This is a genomic window from Petralouisia muris (assembly GCF_004793545.1).
GTDB lineage: Bacteria > Bacillota > Clostridia > Lachnospirales > Lachnospiraceae > Petralouisia > Petralouisia muris.
The window spans coordinates 140,061-162,872 of record NZ_SRYA01000003.1 but is presented as its reverse complement, the minus strand read 5'-3'; the positions used below and the strand labels follow the sequence as shown (position 1 = coordinate 162,872).

The window sequence follows — 22,812 nt, the reverse complement described above, 5'->3', positions numbered from 1 at the left end:
ATTTCTAAAGTTCAAATCGCTGTAGCCCGTATAAATACTGGGGTTACAGCGATTTGTTGTCCATATAACTGTTAAAAACAGGAGTATATCACAATTTTGCTTAAAAGAAAAGCATTATTTCAAAAATTCCACAGTTGCCCGGAATTGGTCACAGTCTATGGAGACGTCGAACTGTCCGCCCAATGCGGCCGTATAGGTGCTTACAATGGCGAGCCCCAGTCCGTTGCCTTCGGTGGTTCTGGATTCATCGCCTCTGGCAAACCGCTCCACAATCTGTTCTTTGGTAAATTCCATGGGATATCCTGCCGTGTTGGTAATCTCAAACCGTACTTTTGACCCTTCCTCTGTTACCATGGTTTTCAGGAAAATTCTGGTATGCTCCTGGGAATATTTCAGTGCATTTTCCAGAAGGTTCTGGCAAATCCGGTACGTATAGCTGCTGTCTGCCGTAAAATCTGTCGGTTCTTCCGTAAGGAGCACTACAAATTCCCTGCCGCTTTCTGCAATCCGGTCTTCCATGTCCGCCTTCACCTGTTCAATCAGGCGGTTCAGCTCCAAAGATTCCATGTTCAGCTCCACATTTCCGCTGCTGGTTTTCGCCAAATCGAAAAGACTGTCTATCATCTCTTTTAATTTCTGAGCTTTGCGGGTAAGCACGTCAATATAGTCAGACAATACGTCGCTCAGTTCCTCTTTTTTCATCAGTTCCAGGTAGCCTACCATGGAAGTGAGTGGGGTTTTCAAATCATGGGACACATTAGAAATCAAATCTACTTTCATCTGTTCGCTGCGCAGGGCCGCCTCCAAACTTCTCTGATTAATCTGTTCCAGATTCTCCATATGACGCCTTAACTGGACTTTCATATGAGAATCCAGAGTAAGATTGCAGACAATCCACTGAACCCCCACGGTTCCCAGGGGAATATAGGCTCCGCTTAGATTGCCGTACATCCAGGTATCCTCTAACCTGAAACTGAAATTAATAATAGCCGCTATCAGCGCTGCGCCTGCAATTGCACCTAAAATCAACTGCCACTTCCGCTGTTTCCGTTCCCATTCCTGGAAAAAACTTTTTGACTGGATGTCCCAATTCCGATCTTCATAAATCAGAATAAGTTTCAAAAAGCCTGCAAAGCTTACAGCAAAACAAAGATTCATAAAGAAACCTTCCTGAATATTATATCTGGTGGGCATGTAGCGGTAGGATAGGATATCCGACAACATGACAAACCCTAGAAAACTGCCTGTGATTCCCAGAACCAGCCAGATTTCGTTTCTTCTCAAAATCTTTTTCAGCCATTGCCCTGCTGTTTTGATCCCTTTAATACTTTTCCATTTTATAGCCAATGCCCCACACCACCTTTACATATTTTGGATTCTTCGTATCAATTTCCAGCTTTTCCCGAATATGGCGGATATGCACCATCACCGTATTTTCCACTGTGTAGCTGGCCGCCTCTTTCCAGACTTTTTCGTAAATCTTTTCTGCGGAAAACACCTGACCCGGATGCTCCATTAAAAGCTCCAGAATCTTATATTCTGTAGCCGTCAGCTTTACCTCTGCGCCGTCTACAATGGCTTTCTTACTTTTTTTGTCCAGCACCAGGCTGCCGTTGACAATCAGGTCGTCCTGAACTTTGGGCGCGCTTCCTCCCCAGGTATGGTAGCGCCTGAGCTGGGCCGCCACCCTGGCTGTCAGCTCTGCCGGATTGTAGGGTTTGGCAATGTAATCATCCGCCCCCATCACAAGGCCGGAAACCTTGTCGCTTTCCTCTGTCTTTGCAGACAGGATAATCACCGGAATCTTATTTGTTTCCCGTATCTTCATCAACGCTGACAATCCGTTCAGCCTGGGCATCATCACATCCAGCAGGATTAAATCCACCGGATTCTCCCTCAGTATTTCCAATGCCTCCAGCCCGTCATAAGCTTTCAATATCCGATATCCTTCATATTCTAAGAGTTTTCCCAGAGAAAACACAATTTCTTTGTTGTCGTCCACCACTAATATGGTCTGCTGTTCCATGTCTTTTTCTCCTTGTAATTGTTAAGAACCTGTCATCACTTTCACATACAGACATTATAATAATGATTTCAGAAATAAAACTCAATAAATTTCTTAAAAAAAAAATTAATAACTCAAACTTCCCATAACGATTTATGTGCCAAACTCTTGAAAACAAACGATTTTCCTCAAATTAATTGCATTATTGACAACAAAAGATTTCTGAAAAAGAAAATCTCGAAAGTGAGATTAATTCAAATTTTATTTCTGCCATAAAAGAACTGGGATCAGCAGTCTGCTTGGTCAGTGTGGAATCTGAAAAGACTGCCGCCGGCAAAAAGGTCAAGCGTCTAGTTTTAAAAAAAGACCGCATTTGAAGTCTTTCAATTCTGCAATCGACGCGCCCTCATGGCATAAGCTTATCATACCGCTCATATAGTCATGCACAGTGCCGCATAATATTAAGCCAGACACAATCCACAAGAACAGAACAGATCCGAACATCGCACTCATCAAAGCGCCAAATATCGGCCCTGTTCCAGCAATATTCAAAAGCTGCACCAAAAACGCTTTCCATCATTTCATCGGCACGCAGTCAACGCCGTCGTTAATCACAATCGCGGGCGTCTGTCTGTCGTTATGCGCAAAGATTTTTCCGTTACCTTGCCATAAACAAGATAGCCGACAATCAGCACTGCAAAAGAAATAAATGAAATCGCTAATCCCCCAGCTATGCTGGGGAGAATAGGGTAAGTTGTGACGAAGAGGAGATTATAATAAAGCCTCCTATGTTAAAATGAGAAATGTGTCGCAAGCCAATCTCAAGAATAGGAGTCGGTCCAAGTGGACAGTAAAAGTTTATCACACACGAAATGGACATGCCAGTACCATATCGTATTCATACCAAAATATCGAAATAAGAAATTATTTGGTCAGTTGAAATACGATGTACGGGAGATATTAAGCGCCTTATGCAAATACAAAGGTGTAGAAAATATAGAAGGTGCAGTGTGTGCCGTTCATGTACGTATGTGCGTGAGCATTCCACCCAAGATAAGTATTTCAAGTTTTATGGGATATCTGAAAGGGAAGAGTACGCTCATGATATATGACAGGCATCCAGGGCGACAAAGTAAGTGGAATAAAGCATTTTGGGCAAGAGGGTATTATGTGGCAACAGTAGGAAATGTAACAGAGCCCTTGGGGGCATTTTTCAAACCCCCACTTGAAGTGGGGGTTGATTAGTGAAATCATACTTATCCTCTTTTCATAAACTATCACTCATCTAAAAGAGCAATAAGCTTTTCTTTAAATATCTTACTGTCTGTTTCGGTAGCAACATAGAAGTTGTAATTATCAAAGGTTACCTGAGAATCGTAGCCATAACCTTCCTTGTACAGAATTACCTGCCCGTACGCTTCATTGTCGTCCGTCATAACGCTTGCGTGGCAGGGTTGGGTCTTTTTAAGATAATCGTCCCACAGTACGCAAGCCATAGCGACTCCGTCGGCATCATCGGCAATCGGTAAGCCTCTTGTTTCTGTGTTAAATTCTATCAGTCCGCTGAAGGCTTTGGCGAAGAATTCCGACAGTCCGCCTTTTTTCTCCAGCTCGTCAAGCTCTTCCTTGGAAAAACTAGTTTCTTCAGGAAGCATATCGAAGCCGATTGCCGTAATCGCCACACCCGAATCAACCAGCACCTTGTACGCCTCGGCGTCATGATAAACATTGAACTCCGCAACAGGCGTTGCGTTGCCAGATCCAAAGCCCGCGGTTCCCATCGACCAGTATTTCTTGACGCGCTTCATCGTTTCGGGATCTTTGTCAAAGGCGAGCGCAAGATTGGTGACGGGACCGAGAGCGACAATTTCCACCTCGTCGGGATTCGCCTTTACCGCTTCAACGATAAAATCAACAGCACCCTTATCCTCAGCTTTGCGCGTGGGATGAATCAAGTCTTGATCCCCCATACCATCCTTGCCGTAAACGCTGAAGGTTTCACGTTCCTTGCCGGTATATGTAGTAGAAGCACCTGCATAAACAGGGGCGTCGCTGCCCGCCATTTCCAGCGTCATCAACGCGTTTTTGACTGCCTGATCGAGACTGACGTTTCCTGCGGAAACCGTCACGCCAAGAATATCAATGTTTTTAGCCTTTGCCGCGATAATCAATGCGGAGGCATCGTCACCCGCGGTGTCTGTATCAATAATGATTTTTCGCTTTTGCTGCGGTTCGTCAAGCGCTTGAGTGGTTTCTGCAATTGTTGTAGCCGTTTCCATTGTCTGCGAATTATCCTTGACGCCGCAGCCGTTCAAGGAAAGGGCACTCACAAGCAGCATAACGGCAGAAAGAATCACGCTAACCGAACGATTCAATACCATCTTCATTTTAACTTACATTCCTTTCATTATGATTTGTATATTATAACAGGAATATAAAAAATAATCCACCATAATTTCTATAAACTACAAAATTAGTAATTAACTCAAACTTCCCACTCCAAATCAGGGCATAATGCCTGTATAAATGTGGGTTGAGATACAAACCAGTTGATCAATTGACTTTTTACTTCTTTTGATATAGTGACAGCACGATTTTTAACCCCGTTGACCAGTATTTCCAATAACTGCTTAAGGGCAGTGCCGAGCTCTATATCCTGTACGTGGATAACAGCACAATATACTGGCTGCGTTTGTTACGGTTCCTCACAAACACAAAACCAAAAAAGTTGTTAAAAATCCATGATTTATCGGTAGTTTAAGGCTTATACTCCAGTAGGAAGTTTGAGTTAATAAAATACAGCCCCTCTCTCAGGGCTGCATTCCATCTGCTTTTTTCTATTTCCGTAAGAATTGCTCCGATTCTTTCTCTTTTCCTTCTGTATCCCGCCAATCATTCCGGATGCCGCCATCAGACAGACGATACCTCAGCTTGCCATCCCGCCAATCATTCCGGATGCCGTACACAGAACCAGAGTGGTGACAAATCGGGAGATTTCCATATTAATTCCTTTCTGAAATACCACAGATCCCAACGCAAGAATCAGGAAATAGGATGCTCCCATCACCATTCCCCAGATAAAACGCTTTCGTTTCATCACCTTACCGCATAAAAAACCGCCCAACAGCCCCGATATGACATAAATCAGCACAATTCCTACCGAAACAACGCTTTCACTGAGCTGCATCCTGTACAGCATAGCAGATAAAATCAGCAGCATAATTCCCGTTACCATATACATGGCAAGTAAAATTTTCAATACCGATAACAGCGATACTGCCGGTTTGCTTTCTCCCTGGCCTTTGCCGGGAGCTTTCCGCAATTTCTTTTCCATTCCTTTTCCTCCCTCCTGCGGATGTCCCTTTCACTGTCATTTTATTCTGCTTTTCCCAGAACTATTACAACTGTTTTTTCTAAAATTTCCCTAAACTTATGGGAACTTCTTGCAAATTCTTCCTGTTTCCGTTATATTAATGAATGGAAAGGAGAGATGTACTTGGACTCAGGTGACGTCATACAATTAATTATTATTATTTTTTTACTCATGCTATCTGCATTTTTTTCTTCCGCAGAGACTGCTTTGACAACTTCTAACAAAATCCGCTTAAGAAGCATGGCGGAGGAGGGCAGCAAACGGGCAAAAAAAGCTCTGGAGATTACCGACGACTCCGGCAAAATGCTCAGCGCCATCCTGATTGGAAATAATATCGTGAACTTGTCCTCAGCCTCTCTTGCCACAACCCTGGCAACAAAGATTTTCGGAAATGCAGGAGCTGGAATTGCAACCGGTATTTTAACCTTGCTGGTGCTTATTTTTGGTGAAATCTCACCGAAAACTTTCGCCACCATTCATGCAGACAAGATCTCACTGGCCTATGCAGGAGTGATCGGCTGGCTTATGAAACTGCTTACTCCCGCTATTTATATTATCAATAAACTGGCTCTCGGCTTTCTGATTCTGCTGCGTGTGGACGCTTCCGGCGCTCAGAACGCCATGACAGAAGATGAGCTGCGAACCATTGTGGATGTGAGTCATGAAGAAGGAGTCATTGAAACAGAGGAACGGGAAATGATTAACAATGTATTTGATTTTGGCGACGCACAGGCCAGAGAAATCATGGTTCCCCGCATCGATATGACTTTTGCTGACATCAACAGCACCTATTATGAGCTGCTGGAAATTTTCCGGGAGGATAAGTTCACCCGCCTTCCGGTATATGAAGATTCCACAGACAATGTGATAGGCATTATCAATATGAAGGATTTACTGTTGTATGAAGACAAAGACCAGTTTTCCATCCGCAATATCCTTCGCAAGCCTTACTATACCTATGAACACAAGAATACTGCGGATCTTCTTCTGGAAATGCGGAAATCATCCATCAATATTGCAATTGTGCTGGATGAATACGGCGCAACTGCCGGTTTAATCACATTAGAAGATCTATTAGAAGAAATTGTAGGGGAAATTCGTGACGAATATGACATGGATGAAGAAGATCCGATTCAGGAAATCGGTGAACTGGAATACATGGTACAGGGTTCTACGAATCTCAATGTTCTGCATGACAGGCTGGATCTGGATCTGGTTTCCGAAGACTATGATTCCATTGGCGGCTATCTCATCGGGCTTTTGGATCACCTGCCTGCGGCGGGAGAATCCATTACCACACCGGAAAATATCTATTTCCGTGTGGAAGAGATGGAAAAAAACCGGATTCACAAGATTTTTATACGGCTTCCAGAACCATCTGAAGAAGACGAGAAATAGAATTCTCTGCAAATAAACCGTTTAGGCTCATTCGGCTCATGAAAGAATAAAAGGACTGTTGGAAAATGAAATTCAGGCCTAATATATGGCGCATCTTAAAAGCTGCATACGATATATTGGGCAAATCAGTCATTTTCCCACAGCCCTTTTACGATTCCGGCCTGTACCGCCTGCTATAATTTTATTTCAACTGGCTGATCCAGCCTGATCTCATTCGTTGTCACCAGACAGTCATAAGCCAGAATTCCCACTCCCGCTCTTTTCACCCGGCGCAGTGTTTCCCCAAACTGGGGATGGGTTCGGTCATTGGGTTCCAACCACTGGATTCCCTTCATCTGAATGACAAACAGAATCCATGCTTCATAGCCTTCTTTCACTGACCTCTCCAACTCCAGCATATGTTTGATTCCCCGCTCGGTAGGCGCATCCGGAAATCTGGCAATTCCCTCCTCTTCTAAAGTTACTCCCTTTACCTCTATCAATATCCTGTGCATCCTGTCTCTTCCTGCTTCTGCATAGAAATCTATTCTGGAATCTCCGTACCTGAATTCCGGCTTGACATGGCGGATTTCAGAAAAAGGGCGTCCTGTCCCCGACGGTTCTGGAACGCTGTTTTCTTCGGAAAGCATTCCCTGCTCCAGCCATTCTCTCACCGCCTGGTTGGGCGCCTGGGAATCCATATTAATGATCTGTCCCTGCTTGCTGACAGCCACTAAATCATAAGCGGTTTTCCGATTGGGATTGGCGCTTTTTTCCAGCCATACAGCCGCCCCTGGTATCAGAAGTTCCCGGCATCTTCCGGTATTTTTCACATGACATTTCTCAATCTGCCCATTAATTTCTGCCATTGCAATAAAACGGTTGGGACGCTCCAAAAAACGCCCCTGTACGATTTGTGCGTATTTCATCTCATGCCTCTTCCTGTTTCTCCCTGGAAACCCATTTCCGCAGTATGCCGAACAAATCCTTCAAATCAATAGGCTTTGCAATATGAGCCGTCATGCCGGCCTGCCGTGCTTTTATCACATCACTGGAAAATGCATTTGCCGTCAGAGCCACAATGGGAATTGTCCTGGCGTCCTCTCGGTTCATGGCCCGGATTGCCTTCGTCATCTCATGGCCGTTCATTTCTGGCATCTGCACATCGCTTAAGATGATATCATAATAATCCGCCGGATGCTCTGCGAACTTTTCCAATCCCTCTTTGCCGTCCCAAGCAATTTCAATTTCCGCTCCGGTAATTCCAAGCAGCTCTTTTGCAATTTCCATGTTCAGTTCGTTATCCTCCACCAAAAGAATCCGAACCTGCCCTTCCCGGAAGCAAACCGGCCCCGCTGTTTCGGATACCCCCTCAGCTTCCGGCTCTTCCACTGCCATTTCATTCTGCATAGGAATCCGTAGGATAAACGTGCTGCCTGCGCCGGAACTGCTGATAATATCAATGGTTCCATTCATCATATCCACAATATTTTTCGTAATTGCCATTCCCAGTCCTGTGCCTTCAATTCTGTCTGACTGATTCTCCTCTCCCCGCTCAAAAGGAACAAAAACCTTCTCCTGCGTCTCTTTGGACATGCCAATTCCATTGTCCATACAGTAGAACTCATAGAATCTCACTTCCCCGTTCTGACTTTCCTTCTCTTCCACAGAAAGCTTAATCTGACCGCCCTCCGGCGTGAATTTAACGGCATTGCCCAGCACATTAGTCAAGACCTGCTGAATGCGCAGCTTATCAGAAACTACCATTTCATGTGTAATATCCGAAACATTCACTGCAAAATCCTGCTTTTTAGCAGACGCCTGCACCTGTATCACTGCTTCCACCTCATGCAGCGCAGCAGTCAGATTGAACATTTCCTCATTCAGCATCACCCTGCCGCTCTCAATCTTAGACAAGTCCAATACATCATTGATCAGGCTCTTTAAATGCATGGAAGACAATTCTATCTTATGAATGCAGTCCTGCAGCCGTTTTGGATTATCCAGATTCATCTTGGCAATGGTAGTCATTCCCACAATAGCGTTCATAGGCGTACGGATATCGTGGCTCATATTCGACAAAAACCTGCTCTTAGCCTTACTCGCATTCTTTACCTGAAGCAGTGAAGTCTCCAATGCTTCTTTCTGACGCAGTTCCCGTGTCTTGTCTGTAATTACCACAATCCGAAAATCTCCTGTGTCTCCGTTCCTGGCGTAAATATGTATGTCAAATTCCCGTCTCTCCCCTGTCCTGGGATTCTCGAGCTCCCTCTGAAACTGGTAATCACGGCTATGGAGCAATTCTTCTATATTGATATGATTATCCGACAGCCAGCCGTTGATCTGACCCTGCTGTTTTCTGATTTCCTCCGGGGAATATCCCATAATTCGTTCTGCATTATTGCTGATATATTCCAGTTCTCCGGTAACTGCATTCTGCAGAATAAAAATTTCATCCACTGTATCTGTCATCCAGCTGAAGACAGACTGATGCTTCCTGCTTTCCTGGCTGCCTTTCCACCAGAAGAGAACAACGGCTCCGATATATAACAAAATCTTGCTAAATAATGCCAATACCGGCGCCCGATAACATTTCAGCACGTTCACACGGATAGCCAGGTTCCAGTCTGTATTCTCAACAGGGATAAATTTACAGTATTGAATCCTGCCTTTATATATTTTCCAATAAGCCACCGGCTCCCGCTGCTCTAACGCTGTCCGGATTTGAGCCTGCTCTTTGCTGACCCAGCTGTTTAATACAAAATTCTCTTCAAAACTCCTGCCTCTGGCCTCTGTCTCAGCATGGGCAGAAGCATTCAGTCCGCTGTCATAGATACAGAAATAATATCTTTCTTCTATCGACTCCCCTTCTATGATTTCCTGTATATGATCCGCAACAACTGTAATTTCCACAGCCCCGCTCCATTCCAGGCTCTGGCCTGCAAAAACAGGCCTCCAGACAGTAAACACTTTCGGATTTCCCTGGGCGTCTGCCATATAGACGTCGGTAAGCATATCTTTTTTTGCTGCCTTTGCCTCCTGAAATTGAGGATTTTTGCTGATATTAGTGATTTCCACATGATCCGTAGCAGAAAAATCTCCATCGGCGTCTGCAATTCCAATGGAATATAATTCATACCGCTTAGCAAAGGGAATCAGTTTCTCTACCGCTTGATCCAACGGTATCTGAGGATTCCGTATTTCTTCATTATCTGCAATAGAACCTGCAAGATTCCAGACATTGCTCATATATTCCGCAATCTTGCTTTCTGTCAGTTCAAGCTGATTCCTGGCGCTTTCTTCCATAATGTCATAGGTGGAAAGGCAGGTCACTGTGATATCAAACAGAGCCAGCAGAACGCATATAATCTGTACAAGATGATATGCAGAATATTCTATCCTGCGCCCTTTTATATGAATTCTCATAATTGTCTCCTCTGCTTTCTTTTTACTCAAGAGCATGCTCACTGGCCAAATCATTGGATATTCTTCTTAAAATAACGAGAACCTTCCGGCAAATCATTTGGCTCACAGGTATATCTTCACAAATAATACCATATTCCTGCCATTTTTTCCACCTAAAAATCCCCCGAATCATTCTCAGATTCAGGGGATGTCTTCTAAAATCTGCCTGCTCAGCTTAATTTCCAGATATCCTTATCATATTCCGCAATGGTACGGTCAGAGGAGAAGAATCCTGCTTTTGCGGTATTCACAAGCATCTTCTTTGCCCAAGCCGTTCTGTCTTCGTAATCTTTGTACATTTCTTCCTTCTTTGCCGCGTAATCTTCATAGTCTAACAGCGTCATAAACCAGTCTTTGTTCAGCAGTTCATGATAGAGCCGCTCCAGATGCTCTCTGTGCCCCACCTTCATTAACTCCTCGCTGACAATAAAGTCCACGGCTTCCTTAATATCCTCATTTTCCTCATAATATTTCCGTGAAACATAGTCTGCTTTTTCATAATGCTCAATTACCGTATCAGAGCTTTCGCCGAAAATATAAATATTGTCTTTCCCAACCAGATCTGCAATTTCCACATTTGCTCCGTCCATGGTTCCAAGCGTCACAGCGCCGTTCAGCATAAACTTCATATTTCCGGTTCCGGAAGCTTCCTTGGACGCCAGAGAAATCTGTTCGGAAATATCGCAGGCTGGAATCAGCTTTTCTGCATTGGTGACGTTGTAATTCTCCACCATAACGACCTTCAGGTAAGGACTTACCTCAGGATCATTGTTCACCAGTTCCTGAAGACACAAAATCAAATGAATAATGTCTTTTGCTATCACATAAGCCGGCGCTGCCTTTGCGCCGAAAATAACGGTAATGGGCGTGGCAGGCTTTTTGCCTTTTTTAATTTCCAGATATTTGTGAATCACATACAACGCGTTCATCTGCTGCCGTTTGTACTCATGAAGACGTTTGATCTGAATATCGAAGATGGAATTTTCGTCAATTTCCAGCCCCTGATACTCTTTCAGGTACGCAGCCAGATTCTTTTTATTCTCATGCTTAATCTCTAATAATTTATCCAATACTGCCCTGTCGTCTGCAAACGCCAGAAGCTTCTCCAGCTCATCTGCATTTTTATGCCAACCGGTGCCGATGATTTCATCCAAATAATGGCTCAATCCTTTGTTGCAATGCATCAGCCAGCGGCGGAAGGTAATTCCGTTGGTCTTATTATTGAACTTCTCGGGATAAATCTTATAGAAATTATTCAGCTCGTTTTTCTTTAAGATCTCTGTATGCAGGTATGCCACGCCATTGACGCTGTAACCGTAGTGAATGTCCATATGCGCCATATGTACACGGTTCGCATCGTCAATAATCGCTACGGATTTATCCTCGTATTTCTCCTTCACAATGGTATCCAGTTCACGGATAATGGGCATTAACTGGGGAACCACCTGATTGAGATAATCCATGGGCCATTTTTCCAGCGCTTCTGCCAGAATCGTATGGTTGGTGTATGCGCATGTTTTGGACACTATGTCAATAGCGTCGCTCATGCGGATTCCCCGTTCCATCAGCAGACGGATCAGCTCCGGAATCACCATGCTGGGATGGGTGTCGTTAATCTGAATGGCAGCGTAATCCGGCAGGTCATACAGCTTACAGCCCTTTGCCTCACACTCTGACAGAATCAGCCTTGCCGCATTGCTTACCATGAAATACTGCTGATACACACGCAACAGCCGTCCTGCGTCGTCGGAATCGTCGGGATATAAGAACAAGGTCAGGTTCTTCATAATATCCCCTTTGTTAAAATTAATTCCGTCGCCTACCAGTCCCTCGTCAACAGTTTCAATATCAAATAAGTGCAGCTTGTTGGTTCTGTTCTCAAATCCTGTGACATCCAGGTCATACATTCTGGACCAGACGGTAAATCCGCCGAATTGGATGGGGTACACAACATCCGTTCTGGTTAGCCAGCTCTCTGCCTGCAGCCAGGGATTCTTATTTTCCTTCTGCAGACGGTTTTCAAAGGTCTGCAAAAACAGCCCGAAATGATAATTTAAACCGATGCCGTCTCCGTTCATGCCAAGCGTCGCCATGGAATCCAAAAAACATGCAGCCAGACGTCCCAGACCGCCGTTTCCAAGGGATGGTTCCGGCTCTACCTGCTCAATCAGGTTAATATCCTTGCCGTATTGTTCCAGCATCTTTGCCACTTCATCATAGATTCCCAGATTAATCAGATTGTTGGAAAGCAGTTTTCCAATCAAAAATTCTGCTGAAATATAGTAAATTTTCTTCTTTCCTTCATTACTTTCTTTTTCTTTGGCCAAATCCTTTACTATTCCCAAAAGCCCATAGTAAATCTGTTCATTGGTGCAGGCTGCAATATTGTTACAGCATTTCTGTTCCAGTAATTCTCTCACATTGATACTCATTTCTATTCCTCCTGCTTTCATCCTATTATATTTGGAAGCCGTTTATCCTAATCTTTCCCAATTTCCTGCCTCTTATTCGGAATCTTCCATATGTTTCCTTGTTTTCTATGAGTATAGTATATCCTCTTTGTTTCAGTTTTTCTTGCAGTATGATGGCAAAATATAGTACAATACTATCAAATCAGCGAAAAGGACATGGCTATGAACATTTTAGAATATGAAAACACACAGGAAATCAAATCTCACGGACACGGCAATTTTCCCTTTAACATTTATCTTTGCAGCATTCCTCTGGATTTCTCCATTGTGCCCCTGCACTGGCATAATGACATGGAAATTATCTATATTAAAAAGGGCAGAGGCAAAATTACTGTGGATCTTATGCCCTTATTCGTCAGCGGCGGGGATATTGTCATCGTTCCTCCGGGACAGCTTCATTCCATCGAACAGCTGGAGCATTATTCCATGGAATACGAAAATATTATTTTCCAGCTCTCCATGCTGACCTGCGCCCAAAACGATGACTGCACCGAGAAATTCCTTCTGCCTCTGATCCAGGGACAAGTTCTGTTTCCCAACTATTTTCCCCCGGATTCTCCCCTGTATCCTGCTCTTTCCTCCTGTTTGGGCGCCATGGATGAAATCTGCAAAACTTTTCCCAACGGCTATCAGCTTGCCGTCAAGGGACAATTGTTTTCTTTCTTCTATACGCTGATTTCTCCCGGGAATGTCCCTCCGCCCCGCCATAATCACAAATCCCTGGATCGGCTGAAAGAAATTCTGAAATACGTGGAAATCAATTACAACGAGAAAATTTCCATTTCGGACGCTGCCGGAATCTGCGGATTCAGCAACTCTCATTTTATGAAATTTTTCAAAAACAATATGGGAGTTTCCTTTACGGATTATCTGAACGAATACCGGCTGACCATGGCGGCAAGGCTGCTTTTGTCCTCCTCCGATTCCATTGCGGCAATTGCCGGAGAAACTGGATTTGACAACCTTTCTTACTTCAACCGGAGGTTTAAGAAAAAATACGGCTGCACTCCTTTTACTTTCCGTGCAGGGAATTAATTTTCCAAGGTGCAGCTAAAACCTTAGATGGACGGAGCAAGCAGCAGTTCCTACAATTTTTCCTGCAAGGAATTCGCTTTCCTTATTGACAAGTTTTTGTCAAAGTAATATATTTAAAGTACAAAGAAACCATTATATTACATATTTTCAGGAGGGTTCCACACATGAACAATTTAAAGTTAGACGTAGCAGATCAGATTGCAGTTTTAACCATCAGCAGACCGGGCGCACTGAACGCCTTAAACAGTGAGACATTGGACGAACTTAATACTGCATTAACGGAAATCGAAGCAAGAGATGATGTTAAAGTTGTGATCTTAACCGGCGGTCCGGACAAGAAGGACAACCCATACAAATCTTTCGTTGCCGGCGCTGATATCGCTGAAATGGTGAATTTCTCTGCTGCAGAAGCACGCGCCTTCGGCATGAGAGCTGCTGAGCCGTTCTTCAAGCTGATGAACATGCGTCAGGTTACCATCGCTGCTGTGAACGGATTTGCTCTGGGCGGCGGATGCGAAATCGCTATGGCTTGCGACATTCGTATTGCTGCGGATAACGCTACTTTCGCTCAGCCGGAAACAGGCCTTGGTATCATTCCAGGCTTCGGAGGAACACAGAGACTTGCCCGTCTGGTAGGCATGGGACGCGCCAAAGAACTGATCTTCACCTGCGACAACATCGACGCAGCAGAAGCATACAGAATCGGCCTGGTTAACAAAGTGGTTGCAAAGGAAGAATTGATGGATACCGCTAAGAAAATGGCTTCCAAGATCATTTCTAAAGGAAGCTACGCTGTTTCTATCGCAAAGGCTGCCATCAACAACGGATATGACATGGATATTAAGAATGCTGTTGAAATGGAAGCTAACCTGTTCGGCATTACCTGCTCTACCCATGACAAGACAGAAGGCATGACTGCTTTCCTTGAGAGAAGAGCGGCTGATTTGACAGATTTCTAAATTTTACAATGTATGCTCAAGAGCATACTTATTTGCCAAATCATTTGCGGCTCGTTTTGAAATAGTGATAACTTGTTGACAAATCATTTCGCTCACGGGTATAAAAAGAACTGTCAGAACATGAAATTTATACACAATGATATATTGTATATAAATTTCATGTTCTGACAGTTTCTTTACACATAGGCGCCTATCTGGTTATGCAATTGGTTTTGCCCATTTATACCTTAATTTATAGCTGCTGAAGCTGCGATAATCCAGATATTTTTCTTTTTGAAGCCTGCCAATCACAATATATGGCATTACATTCTGCGAAGATGCATAACGTTCAATCGCTTCAATTGAAAAATCCTCCTTCTCAGTAAAATTCCGGTAACTTTCCGGTTCCAACAGTGCATCTCTTGCAAAACAATCTGCTGCAAGTTCCTTTTCCCCGTCAGTCCCATCATCTACAAATTTTGATATTTTTCCAATATCTCCATTTATGATGTGCCCCAATTCATGAAACAATGAAAACCAAAAGATATCGGCAAAGGCTCCTCTGATCGTCAAAACCATCTGAAATGTCTTATCACTTTTTTGAGAAATATATCCTTGCACAGGCGCACCTCGAAAATTTTTCATAATGATAAAATCTATTCCATAGTTTTTCATTGTTTCCTTCAATTCATTTTGAAAGTCTGCATTATGTCGTAACATGATCTGTTTCATTTCTCCAATTAGTTTTCCCGTCTGACTTATATCAAAACAGGCATTAACCCTGCTGTCTCCCATAATCTGGCATAAACGAATCCAAGCTCCAAGAACATAAGGATTTACTGACTTATCTGACGGCATACGAAAAGCCCCGGCTGGAAGCATATTCTTCAAATTGGCAATATTACTAATCTGCAAAGCTTTCCGCAATGATAAAATTGACTCATCTTTTTTTTCCCGCATTGGGATTCCCCCTTTCTGACGCAAATACTTAACAACCTCCGCCAGATCATCCCTTGCAACCCGTTCTTCCTCTATAATTGTCTGTCCTTCATTCAATTCTAATAATTCTGAATCATAATTCGACTGCAGATTCATCCAAAAAGACTTCGGAACGTTCAAAGCATATTCCAATCCCATGGCAAACTTTGCAGAAATACCCTTTTTTCCTTTTATTATATTATTCACATAAGCTGTAGAAACACCCGTTCTTGCTGCCAGTTCTGCCTGGGTAATTTCCCTGTCTTCCAAAACCTCAGCAAGTGTTTCTCCCGGATGAATCAATAAATTATGGGATATACCAGTTTTCCGAACTGCCATGATAATCACTCACCCCTTCTACTTCTATTTCACTGCAAATCATAATGGTATCCTGTGTTGCGTTTGGTTCAACAATCAATCTTACATGCGGTGCCACATGCAACGAATAACGAATCTGCTTATAACCTTTTAACTGTTCAGGTTTTCCTAAACCCAATTTCAAAAAATCACCAAAACACTCTGCTGCCTCTAACCGCACCATATGCTTCTTAATCGTTCTTACCCATTCAAAAGGTATTTTTCTTTGCATCTTGTTATAATCCTGAAAGTATTTTTTTACTTTCTCATTTGCATACGTTATTTTCACTCAAAGCCCCTCACTAAAATTAACCTTTTAGTTAATTTATTATGTCATATTATATTCATATTGTCAACATCCATTTACAGCAGCTCCCCAAGCCTTTCGATATCCTCCGGCCTGGTCGACCAGCTTGTAACAAGCCTTATTACCGTACGATCCTGATCTAGTTTTTCCCAGACGCTGAAGCTCACATGCTTTTTCAATTCTTCTGCCTGGCTGTTTTTCAAAATCACAAACTGCTGATTGGTGGGAGATTCCTGATAAAAAGAGCAGCCCTTCTCCTTTAAAACCTTCTTCAGCCGCTCTGCCATCTCGATTCCATGACGGCCCAGATCCAGGTATAAATCATCGGTAAACAACGTATCAAACTGTATCCCCAGCAGCCTTCCCTTCGCCAACAGGGCGCCATTCTGCTTTATCATGGTAAGAAAATGCTTTGGCCCACGATTCCCCGGAAATACCACTGCTTCCCCGCACAACGCTCCCACCTTGGTTCCTCCGATGTAAAATACATCACAGATTTCGGCAATATCTTTCAGGCTCATATCACTCTCTTCACTCATCAGTCCATAGCCCAGCCGTGCACCGTCCAAAAACAGCGGCATCTGATATTTCCTGCAGATTTCACCAATAGCTTCCAATTCCTTCTTCCGGTAAAGAGTTCCATACTCCGTTGGATGGGACACATACGCCATTCCCGGAAACGCCATATGTTCATAGGATTCATCCTGATAAAATTTCTGTAAAAATTCTTCCAGCTCCCCCGGATCTATTTTTCCTTCATGTTCCGGCAGCGCAAGAACCTTATGGCCGGTATGCTCAATGGCTCCGGCTTCATGTACATTGATATGTCCTGTTTCGGCAGCAACTACCCCTTCATATCCATTTAGCATGGAAGAAATCACAACTGCATTGGTCTGGGTGCCGCCTGCCAGAAAAAACACTTCCGCCTCAGGGCAGCCGCAGGCTTTGCGAATTTTCTCCCGGGCACTTTCACAATAGGGGTCCATGCCATATCCAGTTACCGGCTCCAAATTCGTCTCCGACAACCGCTGCAGTATTTGGGGATGCGCCCCTGTGGTATAATCATTTTCAAAAGATATCATTGTTTTTCTCCTTTTTGGTAAATATTATTCTGCTGTTTTCAGGAAAACTCCCCGATAAAAGTAGAATCCGCACCCTCTATGCCCTTGCGCAATTCTGTCTCTGCTGTTATCATAGAGGTCAGATTGCAATTATTTTAAATCAGGGAGGTACAGATTATGAATAAAATAATCGGATTCATCGGCGGCGGCAATATGGCCAGCGCCATCATCGGAGGAATCCTCCAGTCCGGCCTTGCCCCAAAGGAAGGGATCATTGCCAGCGACAAACTGGAAGAGGCGCGCCGTTTGCTGCAGGAACGCTTTGGCGTTCGCATCACAGAGGACAACCGGAAAACGGCAGAAACAGCAGATATTTTATTTCTGGCCGTAAAGCCCCATCTTTTCCCGGATGTTATCACAGAAATCAAAGACAGTATCCGCAGCGATACCCTTCTGGTATCCATTGCCGCCGGACAATCCATTGCTGCCATTGAAGGCCGATTCGGCAGGGAAATCCGGCTGGTGCGCGCAATGCCCAACACGCCTGCCCTGGTAGGAGCGGCTATGAGCGCCTTAAGCCCCAATCAAAATGTATGCGAAGAAGAACTGGCGGAGGTTGTTTCCATATTTGAAAGCTTTGGGGCCTGCGAAGTGATCTCCGAAACCATGATGGACGCCGTCGTAGGAGTCTCCGGTTCTTCTCCTGCCTATGTCTACATGTTTATTGAAGCCATGGCAGACGCTGCCGTAGCAGATGGAATGCCCCGCGCCCAGGCTTACAAATTCGCCGCTCAGGCTGTCCTTGGTTCCGCCAAAATGGTTCTGGAAACCAATACCCATCCCGGCGCATTAAAAGACGCTGTCTGCTCTCCCGGCGGCACCACCATTGCCGCTGTTGCTGTGTTAGAGGAGCAGGGAATGCGCAGCGCCGTTATCAAAGCGCAGCGGGCCTGCGTGGAAAAATCCAGAGAGATGGGAAAAGAGAATTCCAAATAAACCCGTAAGCCAAATGATTTGCCGACAGATTCCCACCCTTTCAAGACGAAACGCAAATCATTTGGCAATAAGTATGCGAGTATACATTCACTCCTGCACAAATGCGCTCAGCAGCTCTAACTCAATTTCAGCAATATCTTCTTCCACCGGATGCTGAATGAAACAAACTTTCATTCTTTTTCCATGCATCCCTTCCTTTCTGGTGGATTTGCCTGCCAGAAAGAAAGCGGTCGCCCCTGTTCCCGGATTGATTTTCACTTTTTCCTGCAGCTGTTTTTTCGTGTAAAATTCCAGAGAAGCTTCCTCACATTCATACTCTATCTGCAGATTCCGCATGCCCGGCGGGCAGATTTCCTTAAGATAGTTCATAAGCAGCTCATAATCTCTCTGTGAAAAACCCGGCTCCCCGGAAGGCTGTTCCTCCCTCATTGTATCATATCTTTCCTGCATTTCAGAAAAGGTATCTGCAAGTTCTATATAATTGATGTAATATGGGATTTCTTTCTGCAGCTTTTCACAGTAAAATTTCCTCATTTTTCCACTTTGCGCTCCCACGGACGCTTTTATTTTCTGTTTTACCGGAACATGATAATGCCGCGGCACTGTCATAAATTCCAAAGCTTTCAAATCCTCTTCCTCAAAAGGTATCCTGTCATATTCTCCTTCCAGTTCCATGATCAGATACTGCACCATCGACAAGGGCCGCTCCTCCAGAAAACCAAACGAAACTCCATGATGCACCAGCTGATACACAAGCCCCCGTCCTTCCAGGTTATATTCTTCCATTCTTCCTCCGCTTCCGGAACGGAATTCATATTCCGCTCCATGGACCCGAATTCCCCGAATGATCTGCAGCAGGCTGTCTCCTCCCTCTTTCAACTCCGTCAGTTTTTCCTCCCGCCGGGTAAGGGTTCCCCGGCGGCGTTTCTTTTCCATTTTCACACGTTCCTCCTGCAGCTCGGTCACATCCTCATCCTCTGCAAACAGACAGACCATCAGCCTGTCTTCTTCTCTGAAAATTCCCGCCAGCAGCGTCCTCTCTCCTGCAATTTCCAATTCCGTTCCCAGATACACAGCTTCCTCAAAATTGTGCATGCAGGAACGAATATCCCCTATTGTCATGTCTGTCTTCCTCCTATCAATACTTTTTTACCGCAAAATGCAAAACCGTATTTCCGTATATTTTCTTTGGGAATTCCCCGCGCTGTCAACGATGCTTCATAATTTTGCCGTTCAATCTGCCGCAATGCTTCCTCCACTGCATCGGAAAGGCTTTTTTCTTCGCTATTTTGCACTTTAAATTCCAGTATGATCCCATAATCCCCGCTTTTTTTCGGCTCCAGCATCACATCATATCTGCCAAATCCACTTTCCCGATTCGAGGTAAGCACGTATCTTTCATTCAATTCCACCATCAATCCCAGTACAAATCCATGATAAAAGCGTTCTGGCTCTTCTCCCGAAGGATTCTTTCCTGTATCAAAATAGCTGAAAGTTGCCAGAGCCACCTTATTCATGTAGTAATTCATCGCCTTTAAATCATCTTTCAGCAATGCTTTCACAAAATCATTATATTCTTCTTCATATTCTCCAAACCAATTACGGATCATCTGCTCAAACATAATCTGCACTTCCTTATTCGTCAGCATCAGACTATAATACCAGCGTCCTGCAGACTCATCCAATTCTATCCCTGCTGCCTTTAAATATCCGCTGGCAAGCAAAAGGCTCCATAAAGAATTCTTTTTCACCTTTAGCTGATGATAAACAATCTGTTCGTCCATTTCCACTTTCAGAATATTGCCCTGCATTAACTCCTCAAAATCCTGTTTTACATTCCTGCTTCCTTCCTGAATCAATTTCCCAATCAGGCTGTTGGAACTGGTATTTGCCCAATAAGCGCCTACCTGGCGATTGTCCAGATAATTAATAATAGACCAGGGATTGTAAATATCCGTTTTTTCTCCGAAGGTAAAGCCATCATACCACTTTTTCACCTTCTGTTTCTGCTCAGACAAGCCGAATTCTTCCAGTGCCGCAAACACTTCCTTCTCCGTAAATCCAAAACTGTCTGCATACTCTTTTGATGTAGTTGTCACTACCTTCAGATTATTTAAATCTGAAAAAACAGATTCCTTACTGACTCTGGTAATCCCCGTCATAATCGCCCGTTCCAGATATGGATTTGTTTTAAAAGTAGAATTCAGCAAGCCTCTGATTAATTCCACCATTTCGTCCCAATAACCGCCTACATAGGCTTCTTGCATAGGGGTATCGTATTCATCCAAAAGAATAATCACTTTCTTCCCATAATAGCGGAACAAGTAGTTTGTCAGCGCTTTCAAAGAATAAGAAATTTCATTATTTTCCATATTTACGGATATATTCTGAAAATCCCTTTTCTCATTCTCATTTAATACATGATCTTCCAAAAGGAAATCATACTGATTATAGATCCCCTTTATAATTCTGCACAATTTTTTTTTCATTTGCTCAAAATCAGTTTCTTTTACATCAGCAAAGCTTAAAAAAATAACCGGAAACGTTCCCTGCAATTCACGGAATTTCCTGCTCTCCCATATAGAAAGGCCTTCAAACAAATCTGCTCTGCCTGCATATTCTACAGAAAAAAACTGTTCTGTCATGCTCATATTCAAGGTTTTGCCAAACCTTCTGGGACGCGCAATTAACGTCACTGGATCTTCTGCCTCCCACCATTCCCGTATAAAATCTGTTTTATCAACATAAAAAATATCCCTCATCCTTATTGTCTCAAAATTCTGATGTCCAATGCCTGCTTTTCTTGCCACGGCCGCGCCTCCCTTCCATGATCTTCATGCATATTATACTGTAATATCTTTTGAAATACAATTTTTTCTTCTTAGAAACAGTTCAAAAAGAACTTTTATTGGCTTCCAGTAAAATTTTGTAAGTTTTCCCATTGTCATCCAACGAATTTCTCTTTATAATAAAATTATCTTGTTTCACTTGGAAATTTCTAAATCGTTACGAGATATGTCGCCGGAAACCATGCGGCCCAAAAGGGATTTCGCATGACGGCAGTATGATAGAAAGGAGCTTATATTATGTGGGCTTATGAAAGTGTGTTTTATCAAATTTATCCCCTGGGATTCTGCGGCGCTCCCTTTGAAAATGACGGCGTCAGCGCTAACCGGATTCAAAAGGTGAAGGACTGGATTCCCCATCTGGAAAAATTAGGGGTGAACGCCATCTATTTCTCACCGCTGTTTGAATCAGACACCCATGGCTACAATGCCAGAGATTACCGTAAGATTGACGTGCGTCTGGGTACCAACGAGGATTTTAAGGAAGTGTGCGACGCGCTCCATGAAGCCGGTATTCGGGTGGTGTTAGACGGTGTGTTTAACCATGCCGGCCGGGGATTTTTTGCATTTCAGGATGTGGTGCAAAACCGTGAAAATTCCAAATACCGTGACTGGTTCCACATTGATTTCAACGGCAATTCCAACTACAATGACGGATTGTGGTATGAAGGCTGGGAAGGCAATTATGATCTGGTAAAATTAAACCTCAGAAACGAAGAAGTCATCCAGTATCTTCTGGAAAGCATTGATCTCTGGGTCAAAGAATGGAACATTGACGGGCTTCGTCTGGATGTTGCATATTGCCTGGATCATGACTTTGTTCGGAGACTGCGCAGCCACTGCGACAGCCTGAAGGAAGATTTCTTCCTGGTGGGAGAAATGCTTCACGGAGATTATAACCAGCTTGTCAACGACGCTATGCTGCATTCCTCCACCAATTACGAATGCTACAAAGGACTTCACTCCAGCTTTAATTCCATGAATATGTTTGAGATCAACCATTCCCTGCTGCGTCAGTTCGGACCGGAAAACTGGACATTATACAAAGGAAAGCATCTCTTAAGCTTTGTGGACAACCATGATGTTTCCAGAATTGCCACTATTTTAGGCAACTCTTCCCATCTTCCGCTGATTTATGCGCTGGCTTTCGGTATGCCAGGCATTCCCTGTGTATACTATGGAAGTGAATGGGGAGAAAAAGGAGATAAGAAAAACGGCGATCCCAGTCTCCGCCCCAGCTTTGATGCACCAAAATGGAATGAGCTGACCGATTGGATTGCAAGCCTGACTGCTGCGAAAAAGAATTCTAATGCCTTGAATTACGGCGATTTCCGTTCTGTGGTTCTGACCAATAAGCAGTGCATCTTTGAACGGAAAACGGACAGTGAGCGGGTGCTGGTTGCCATCAACGCAGACAGCGAACCCTATACTGCCCATTTCGACGCAGGATGCGGAATGGCAGAAGATTTGATTACCGGAAAAACTCATGATTTTGGCGGCGGAAGCGAATTGCCGCCTTACAGTGCATATTTCTGGAAATGTGAGAAATAATCTGTAAATGCTTAAGGGCTGTCGGAAAATGACAGATTTCCCACAATACATG

At 43.9% G+C, this 22,812-nt stretch carries 19 protein-coding genes; 6 read left to right on the top strand and 13 right to left on the bottom strand.

From position 1 onward, the window contains the following. Positions 1-114: 114 nt before the first annotated feature. From E5329_RS02615 to E5329_RS32500, 3 genes are all read right to left on the bottom strand, one after another. On the bottom strand, positions 115-1,347 hold the full coding sequence (locus tag E5329_RS02615; protein ID WP_135988025.1) for a sensor histidine kinase: 1,233 nt from the start codon (positions 1,345-1,347) through the stop codon (positions 115-117). Beyond that, complete coding sequence (locus tag E5329_RS02610) at positions 1,322-2,026, bottom strand: response regulator transcription factor (protein WP_135988024.1); 705 nt, start codon at positions 2,024-2,026, stop codon at positions 1,322-1,324. Before E5329_RS02610 ends, E5329_RS02615 begins: the two co-directional genes overlap by 26 nt. A 321-nt stretch (positions 2,027-2,347) precedes the next feature. After that, positions 2,348-2,509 carry a carbon starvation CstA family protein gene (locus E5329_RS32500; protein ID WP_408634638.1) on the bottom strand — a complete coding sequence of 54 codons (162 nt, stop codon included), beginning with the start codon at positions 2,507-2,509 and terminating at the stop codon, positions 2,348-2,350. 339 nt (positions 2,510-2,848) lie between these two features. Here E5329_RS32500 and tnpA point away from each other — a divergent pair, with 339 nt between their 5' ends. After that, the gene (tnpA, locus tag E5329_RS02600; protein ID WP_135988023.1) at positions 2,849-3,250 is read left to right on the top strand and encodes an IS200/IS605 family transposase; all 402 of its coding nucleotides are present in this window, start codon (positions 2,849-2,851) and stop codon (positions 3,248-3,250) included. 32 nt (positions 3,251-3,282) lie between these two features. Here tnpA and E5329_RS02595 read toward each other — a convergent pair whose 3' ends face one another. Both E5329_RS02595 and E5329_RS02590 read right to left on the bottom strand, forming a co-directional pair. After that, positions 3,283-4,392 carry a nucleoside hydrolase gene (locus tag E5329_RS02595; protein ID WP_135988022.1) on the bottom strand — a complete coding sequence of 370 codons (1,110 nt, stop codon included), beginning with the start codon at positions 4,390-4,392 and terminating at the stop codon, positions 3,283-3,285. Between the two features lie 539 nt (positions 4,393-4,931). Beyond that, positions 4,932-5,339 (bottom strand): TIGR04086 family membrane protein, encoded by a 408-nt coding sequence (locus E5329_RS02590; RefSeq protein ID WP_135988021.1) that lies wholly within the window; start codon positions 5,337-5,339, stop codon positions 4,932-4,934. A gap of 162 nt (positions 5,340-5,501) precedes the next feature. On the opposite strand from E5329_RS02590, the gene E5329_RS02585 reads away from it, so the two are divergent. Beyond that, the gene (locus E5329_RS02585) at positions 5,502-6,776 is read left to right on the top strand and encodes an HlyC/CorC family transporter (RefSeq protein ID WP_135988020.1); all 1,275 of its coding nucleotides are present in this window, start codon (positions 5,502-5,504) and stop codon (positions 6,774-6,776) included. A 173-nt stretch (positions 6,777-6,949) separates the two neighbouring features. Here E5329_RS02585 and sfsA read toward each other — a convergent pair whose 3' ends face one another. The 3 genes from sfsA to E5329_RS02570 all read right to left on the bottom strand — a co-directional run bounded on the left by sfsA (position 6,950) and on the right by E5329_RS02570 (position 12,646). Continuing rightward, positions 6,950-7,684, bottom strand: coding sequence for a DNA/RNA nuclease SfsA (gene sfsA / locus E5329_RS02580; protein ID WP_135988019.1), 735 nt, complete (start codon positions 7,682-7,684; stop codon positions 6,950-6,952). Position 7,685: 1 nt separating this feature from the next. Next, positions 7,686-10,181 carry a hybrid sensor histidine kinase/response regulator gene (locus tag E5329_RS02575; protein ID WP_168356491.1) on the bottom strand — a complete coding sequence of 832 codons (2,496 nt, stop codon included), beginning with the start codon at positions 10,179-10,181 and terminating at the stop codon, positions 7,686-7,688. A 209-nt stretch (positions 10,182-10,390) separates the two neighbouring features. Next, complete coding sequence (locus E5329_RS02570) at positions 10,391-12,646, bottom strand: glycogen/starch/alpha-glucan phosphorylase (protein WP_408634637.1); 2,256 nt, start codon at positions 12,644-12,646, stop codon at positions 10,391-10,393. A gap of 207 nt (positions 12,647-12,853) precedes the next feature. Here E5329_RS02570 and E5329_RS02565 point away from each other — a divergent pair, with 207 nt between their 5' ends. Next, a complete protein-coding gene (locus tag E5329_RS02565) occupies positions 12,854-13,726 on the top strand; it encodes an AraC family transcriptional regulator (protein ID WP_135988016.1) in 873 nt (290 codons plus the stop codon). A 164-nt stretch (positions 13,727-13,890) separates the two neighbouring features. After that, positions 13,891-14,685: an enoyl-CoA hydratase-related protein gene (locus tag E5329_RS02560; RefSeq protein WP_135988015.1), complete on the top strand. Its 795-nt coding sequence runs from the start codon at positions 13,891-13,893 to the stop codon at positions 14,683-14,685. Between the two features lie 198 nt (positions 14,686-14,883). Here the strand turns inward: E5329_RS02560 and E5329_RS02555 are convergent, their stop codons facing one another. The 3 genes from E5329_RS02555 to E5329_RS02545 all read right to left on the bottom strand — a co-directional run bounded on the left by E5329_RS02555 (position 14,884) and on the right by E5329_RS02545 (position 17,388). After that, entirely contained in the window at positions 14,884-15,981 is a 1,098-nt protein-coding gene (locus E5329_RS02555) for a HigA family addiction module antitoxin (protein WP_135988014.1), read from the bottom strand. After that, a complete protein-coding gene (locus E5329_RS02550; RefSeq protein ID WP_135988013.1) occupies positions 15,950-16,288 on the bottom strand; it encodes a hypothetical protein in 339 nt (112 codons plus the stop codon). Before E5329_RS02550 ends, E5329_RS02555 begins: the two co-directional genes overlap by 32 nt. A gap of 74 nt (positions 16,289-16,362) precedes the next feature. Further along, positions 16,363-17,388, bottom strand: a complete 1,026-nt coding sequence (locus E5329_RS02545; protein ID WP_135988012.1) for a threonine aldolase family protein — start codon at positions 17,386-17,388, stop codon at positions 16,363-16,365. Between the two features lie 156 nt (positions 17,389-17,544). Between E5329_RS02545 and proC the strand changes: the two genes are divergently transcribed. Next, complete coding sequence (gene proC, locus E5329_RS02540) at positions 17,545-18,363, top strand: pyrroline-5-carboxylate reductase (protein WP_135988011.1); 819 nt, start codon at positions 17,545-17,547, stop codon at positions 18,361-18,363. Between the two features lie 87 nt (positions 18,364-18,450). Here proC and E5329_RS02535 read toward each other — a convergent pair whose 3' ends face one another. Next, complete coding sequence (locus E5329_RS02535) at positions 18,451-19,485, bottom strand: hypothetical protein (RefSeq protein ID WP_135988010.1); 1,035 nt, start codon at positions 19,483-19,485, stop codon at positions 18,451-18,453. Continuing rightward, positions 19,482-21,173 (bottom strand): AAA family ATPase, encoded by a 1,692-nt coding sequence (locus tag E5329_RS02530; RefSeq protein ID WP_135988009.1) that lies wholly within the window; start codon positions 21,171-21,173, stop codon positions 19,482-19,484. Before E5329_RS02530 ends, E5329_RS02535 begins: the two co-directional genes overlap by 4 nt. 276 nt (positions 21,174-21,449) lie before the next feature. On the opposite strand from E5329_RS02530, the gene E5329_RS02525 reads away from it, so the two are divergent. Continuing rightward, positions 21,450-22,760 carry an alpha-amylase family glycosyl hydrolase gene (locus tag E5329_RS02525; protein ID WP_135988008.1) on the top strand — a complete coding sequence of 437 codons (1,311 nt, stop codon included), beginning with the start codon at positions 21,450-21,452 and terminating at the stop codon, positions 22,758-22,760. The last annotated feature ends 52 nt before the right edge of the window (positions 22,761-22,812 follow it).

What these genes read in the sequence shown, in the direction of transcription:
- E5329_RS02555 (WP_135988014.1), bottom strand. Translation starts at nt 15,981, where the DNA reads ATGGCAGTTCGGAAAACTGGTATATCCCATAATTTATTGATTCATCCG.
- E5329_RS02545 (WP_135988012.1), bottom strand. Translation starts at nt 17,388, where the DNA reads ATGATATCTTTTGAAAATGATTATACCACAGGGGCGCATCCCCAAATA.
- sfsA (WP_135988019.1), bottom strand. Translation starts at nt 7,684, where the DNA reads ATGAAATACGCACAAATCGTACAGGGGCGTTTTTTGGAGCGTCCCAAC.
- proC (WP_135988011.1), top strand. Translation starts at nt 17,545, where the DNA reads ATGAATAAAATAATCGGATTCATCGGCGGCGGCAATATGGCCAGCGCC.
- E5329_RS02590 (WP_135988021.1), bottom strand. Translation starts at nt 5,339, where the DNA reads ATGGAAAAGAAATTGCGGAAAGCTCCCGGCAAAGGCCAGGGAGAAAGC.
- E5329_RS02610 (WP_135988024.1), bottom strand. Translation starts at nt 2,026, where the DNA reads ATGGAACAGCAGACCATATTAGTGGTGGACGACAACAAAGAAATTGTG.
- E5329_RS02560 (WP_135988015.1), top strand. Translation starts at nt 13,891, where the DNA reads ATGAACAATTTAAAGTTAGACGTAGCAGATCAGATTGCAGTTTTAACC.
- E5329_RS02595 (WP_135988022.1), bottom strand. Translation starts at nt 4,392, where the DNA reads ATGAAGATGGTATTGAATCGTTCGGTTAGCGTGATTCTTTCTGCCGTT.
- E5329_RS02525 (WP_135988008.1), top strand. Translation starts at nt 21,450, where the DNA reads ATGTGGGCTTATGAAAGTGTGTTTTATCAAATTTATCCCCTGGGATTC.
- E5329_RS32500 (WP_408634638.1), bottom strand. Translation starts at nt 2,509, where the DNA reads ATGTTCGGATCTGTTCTGTTCTTGTGGATTGTGTCTGGCTTAATATTA.
- E5329_RS02535 (WP_135988010.1), bottom strand. Translation starts at nt 19,485, where the DNA reads ATGACAATAGGGGATATTCGTTCCTGCATGCACAATTTTGAGGAAGCT.
- E5329_RS02565 (WP_135988016.1), top strand. Translation starts at nt 12,854, where the DNA reads ATGAACATTTTAGAATATGAAAACACACAGGAAATCAAATCTCACGGA.
- E5329_RS02575 (WP_168356491.1), bottom strand. Translation starts at nt 10,181, where the DNA reads ATGAGAATTCATATAAAAGGGCGCAGGATAGAATATTCTGCATATCAT.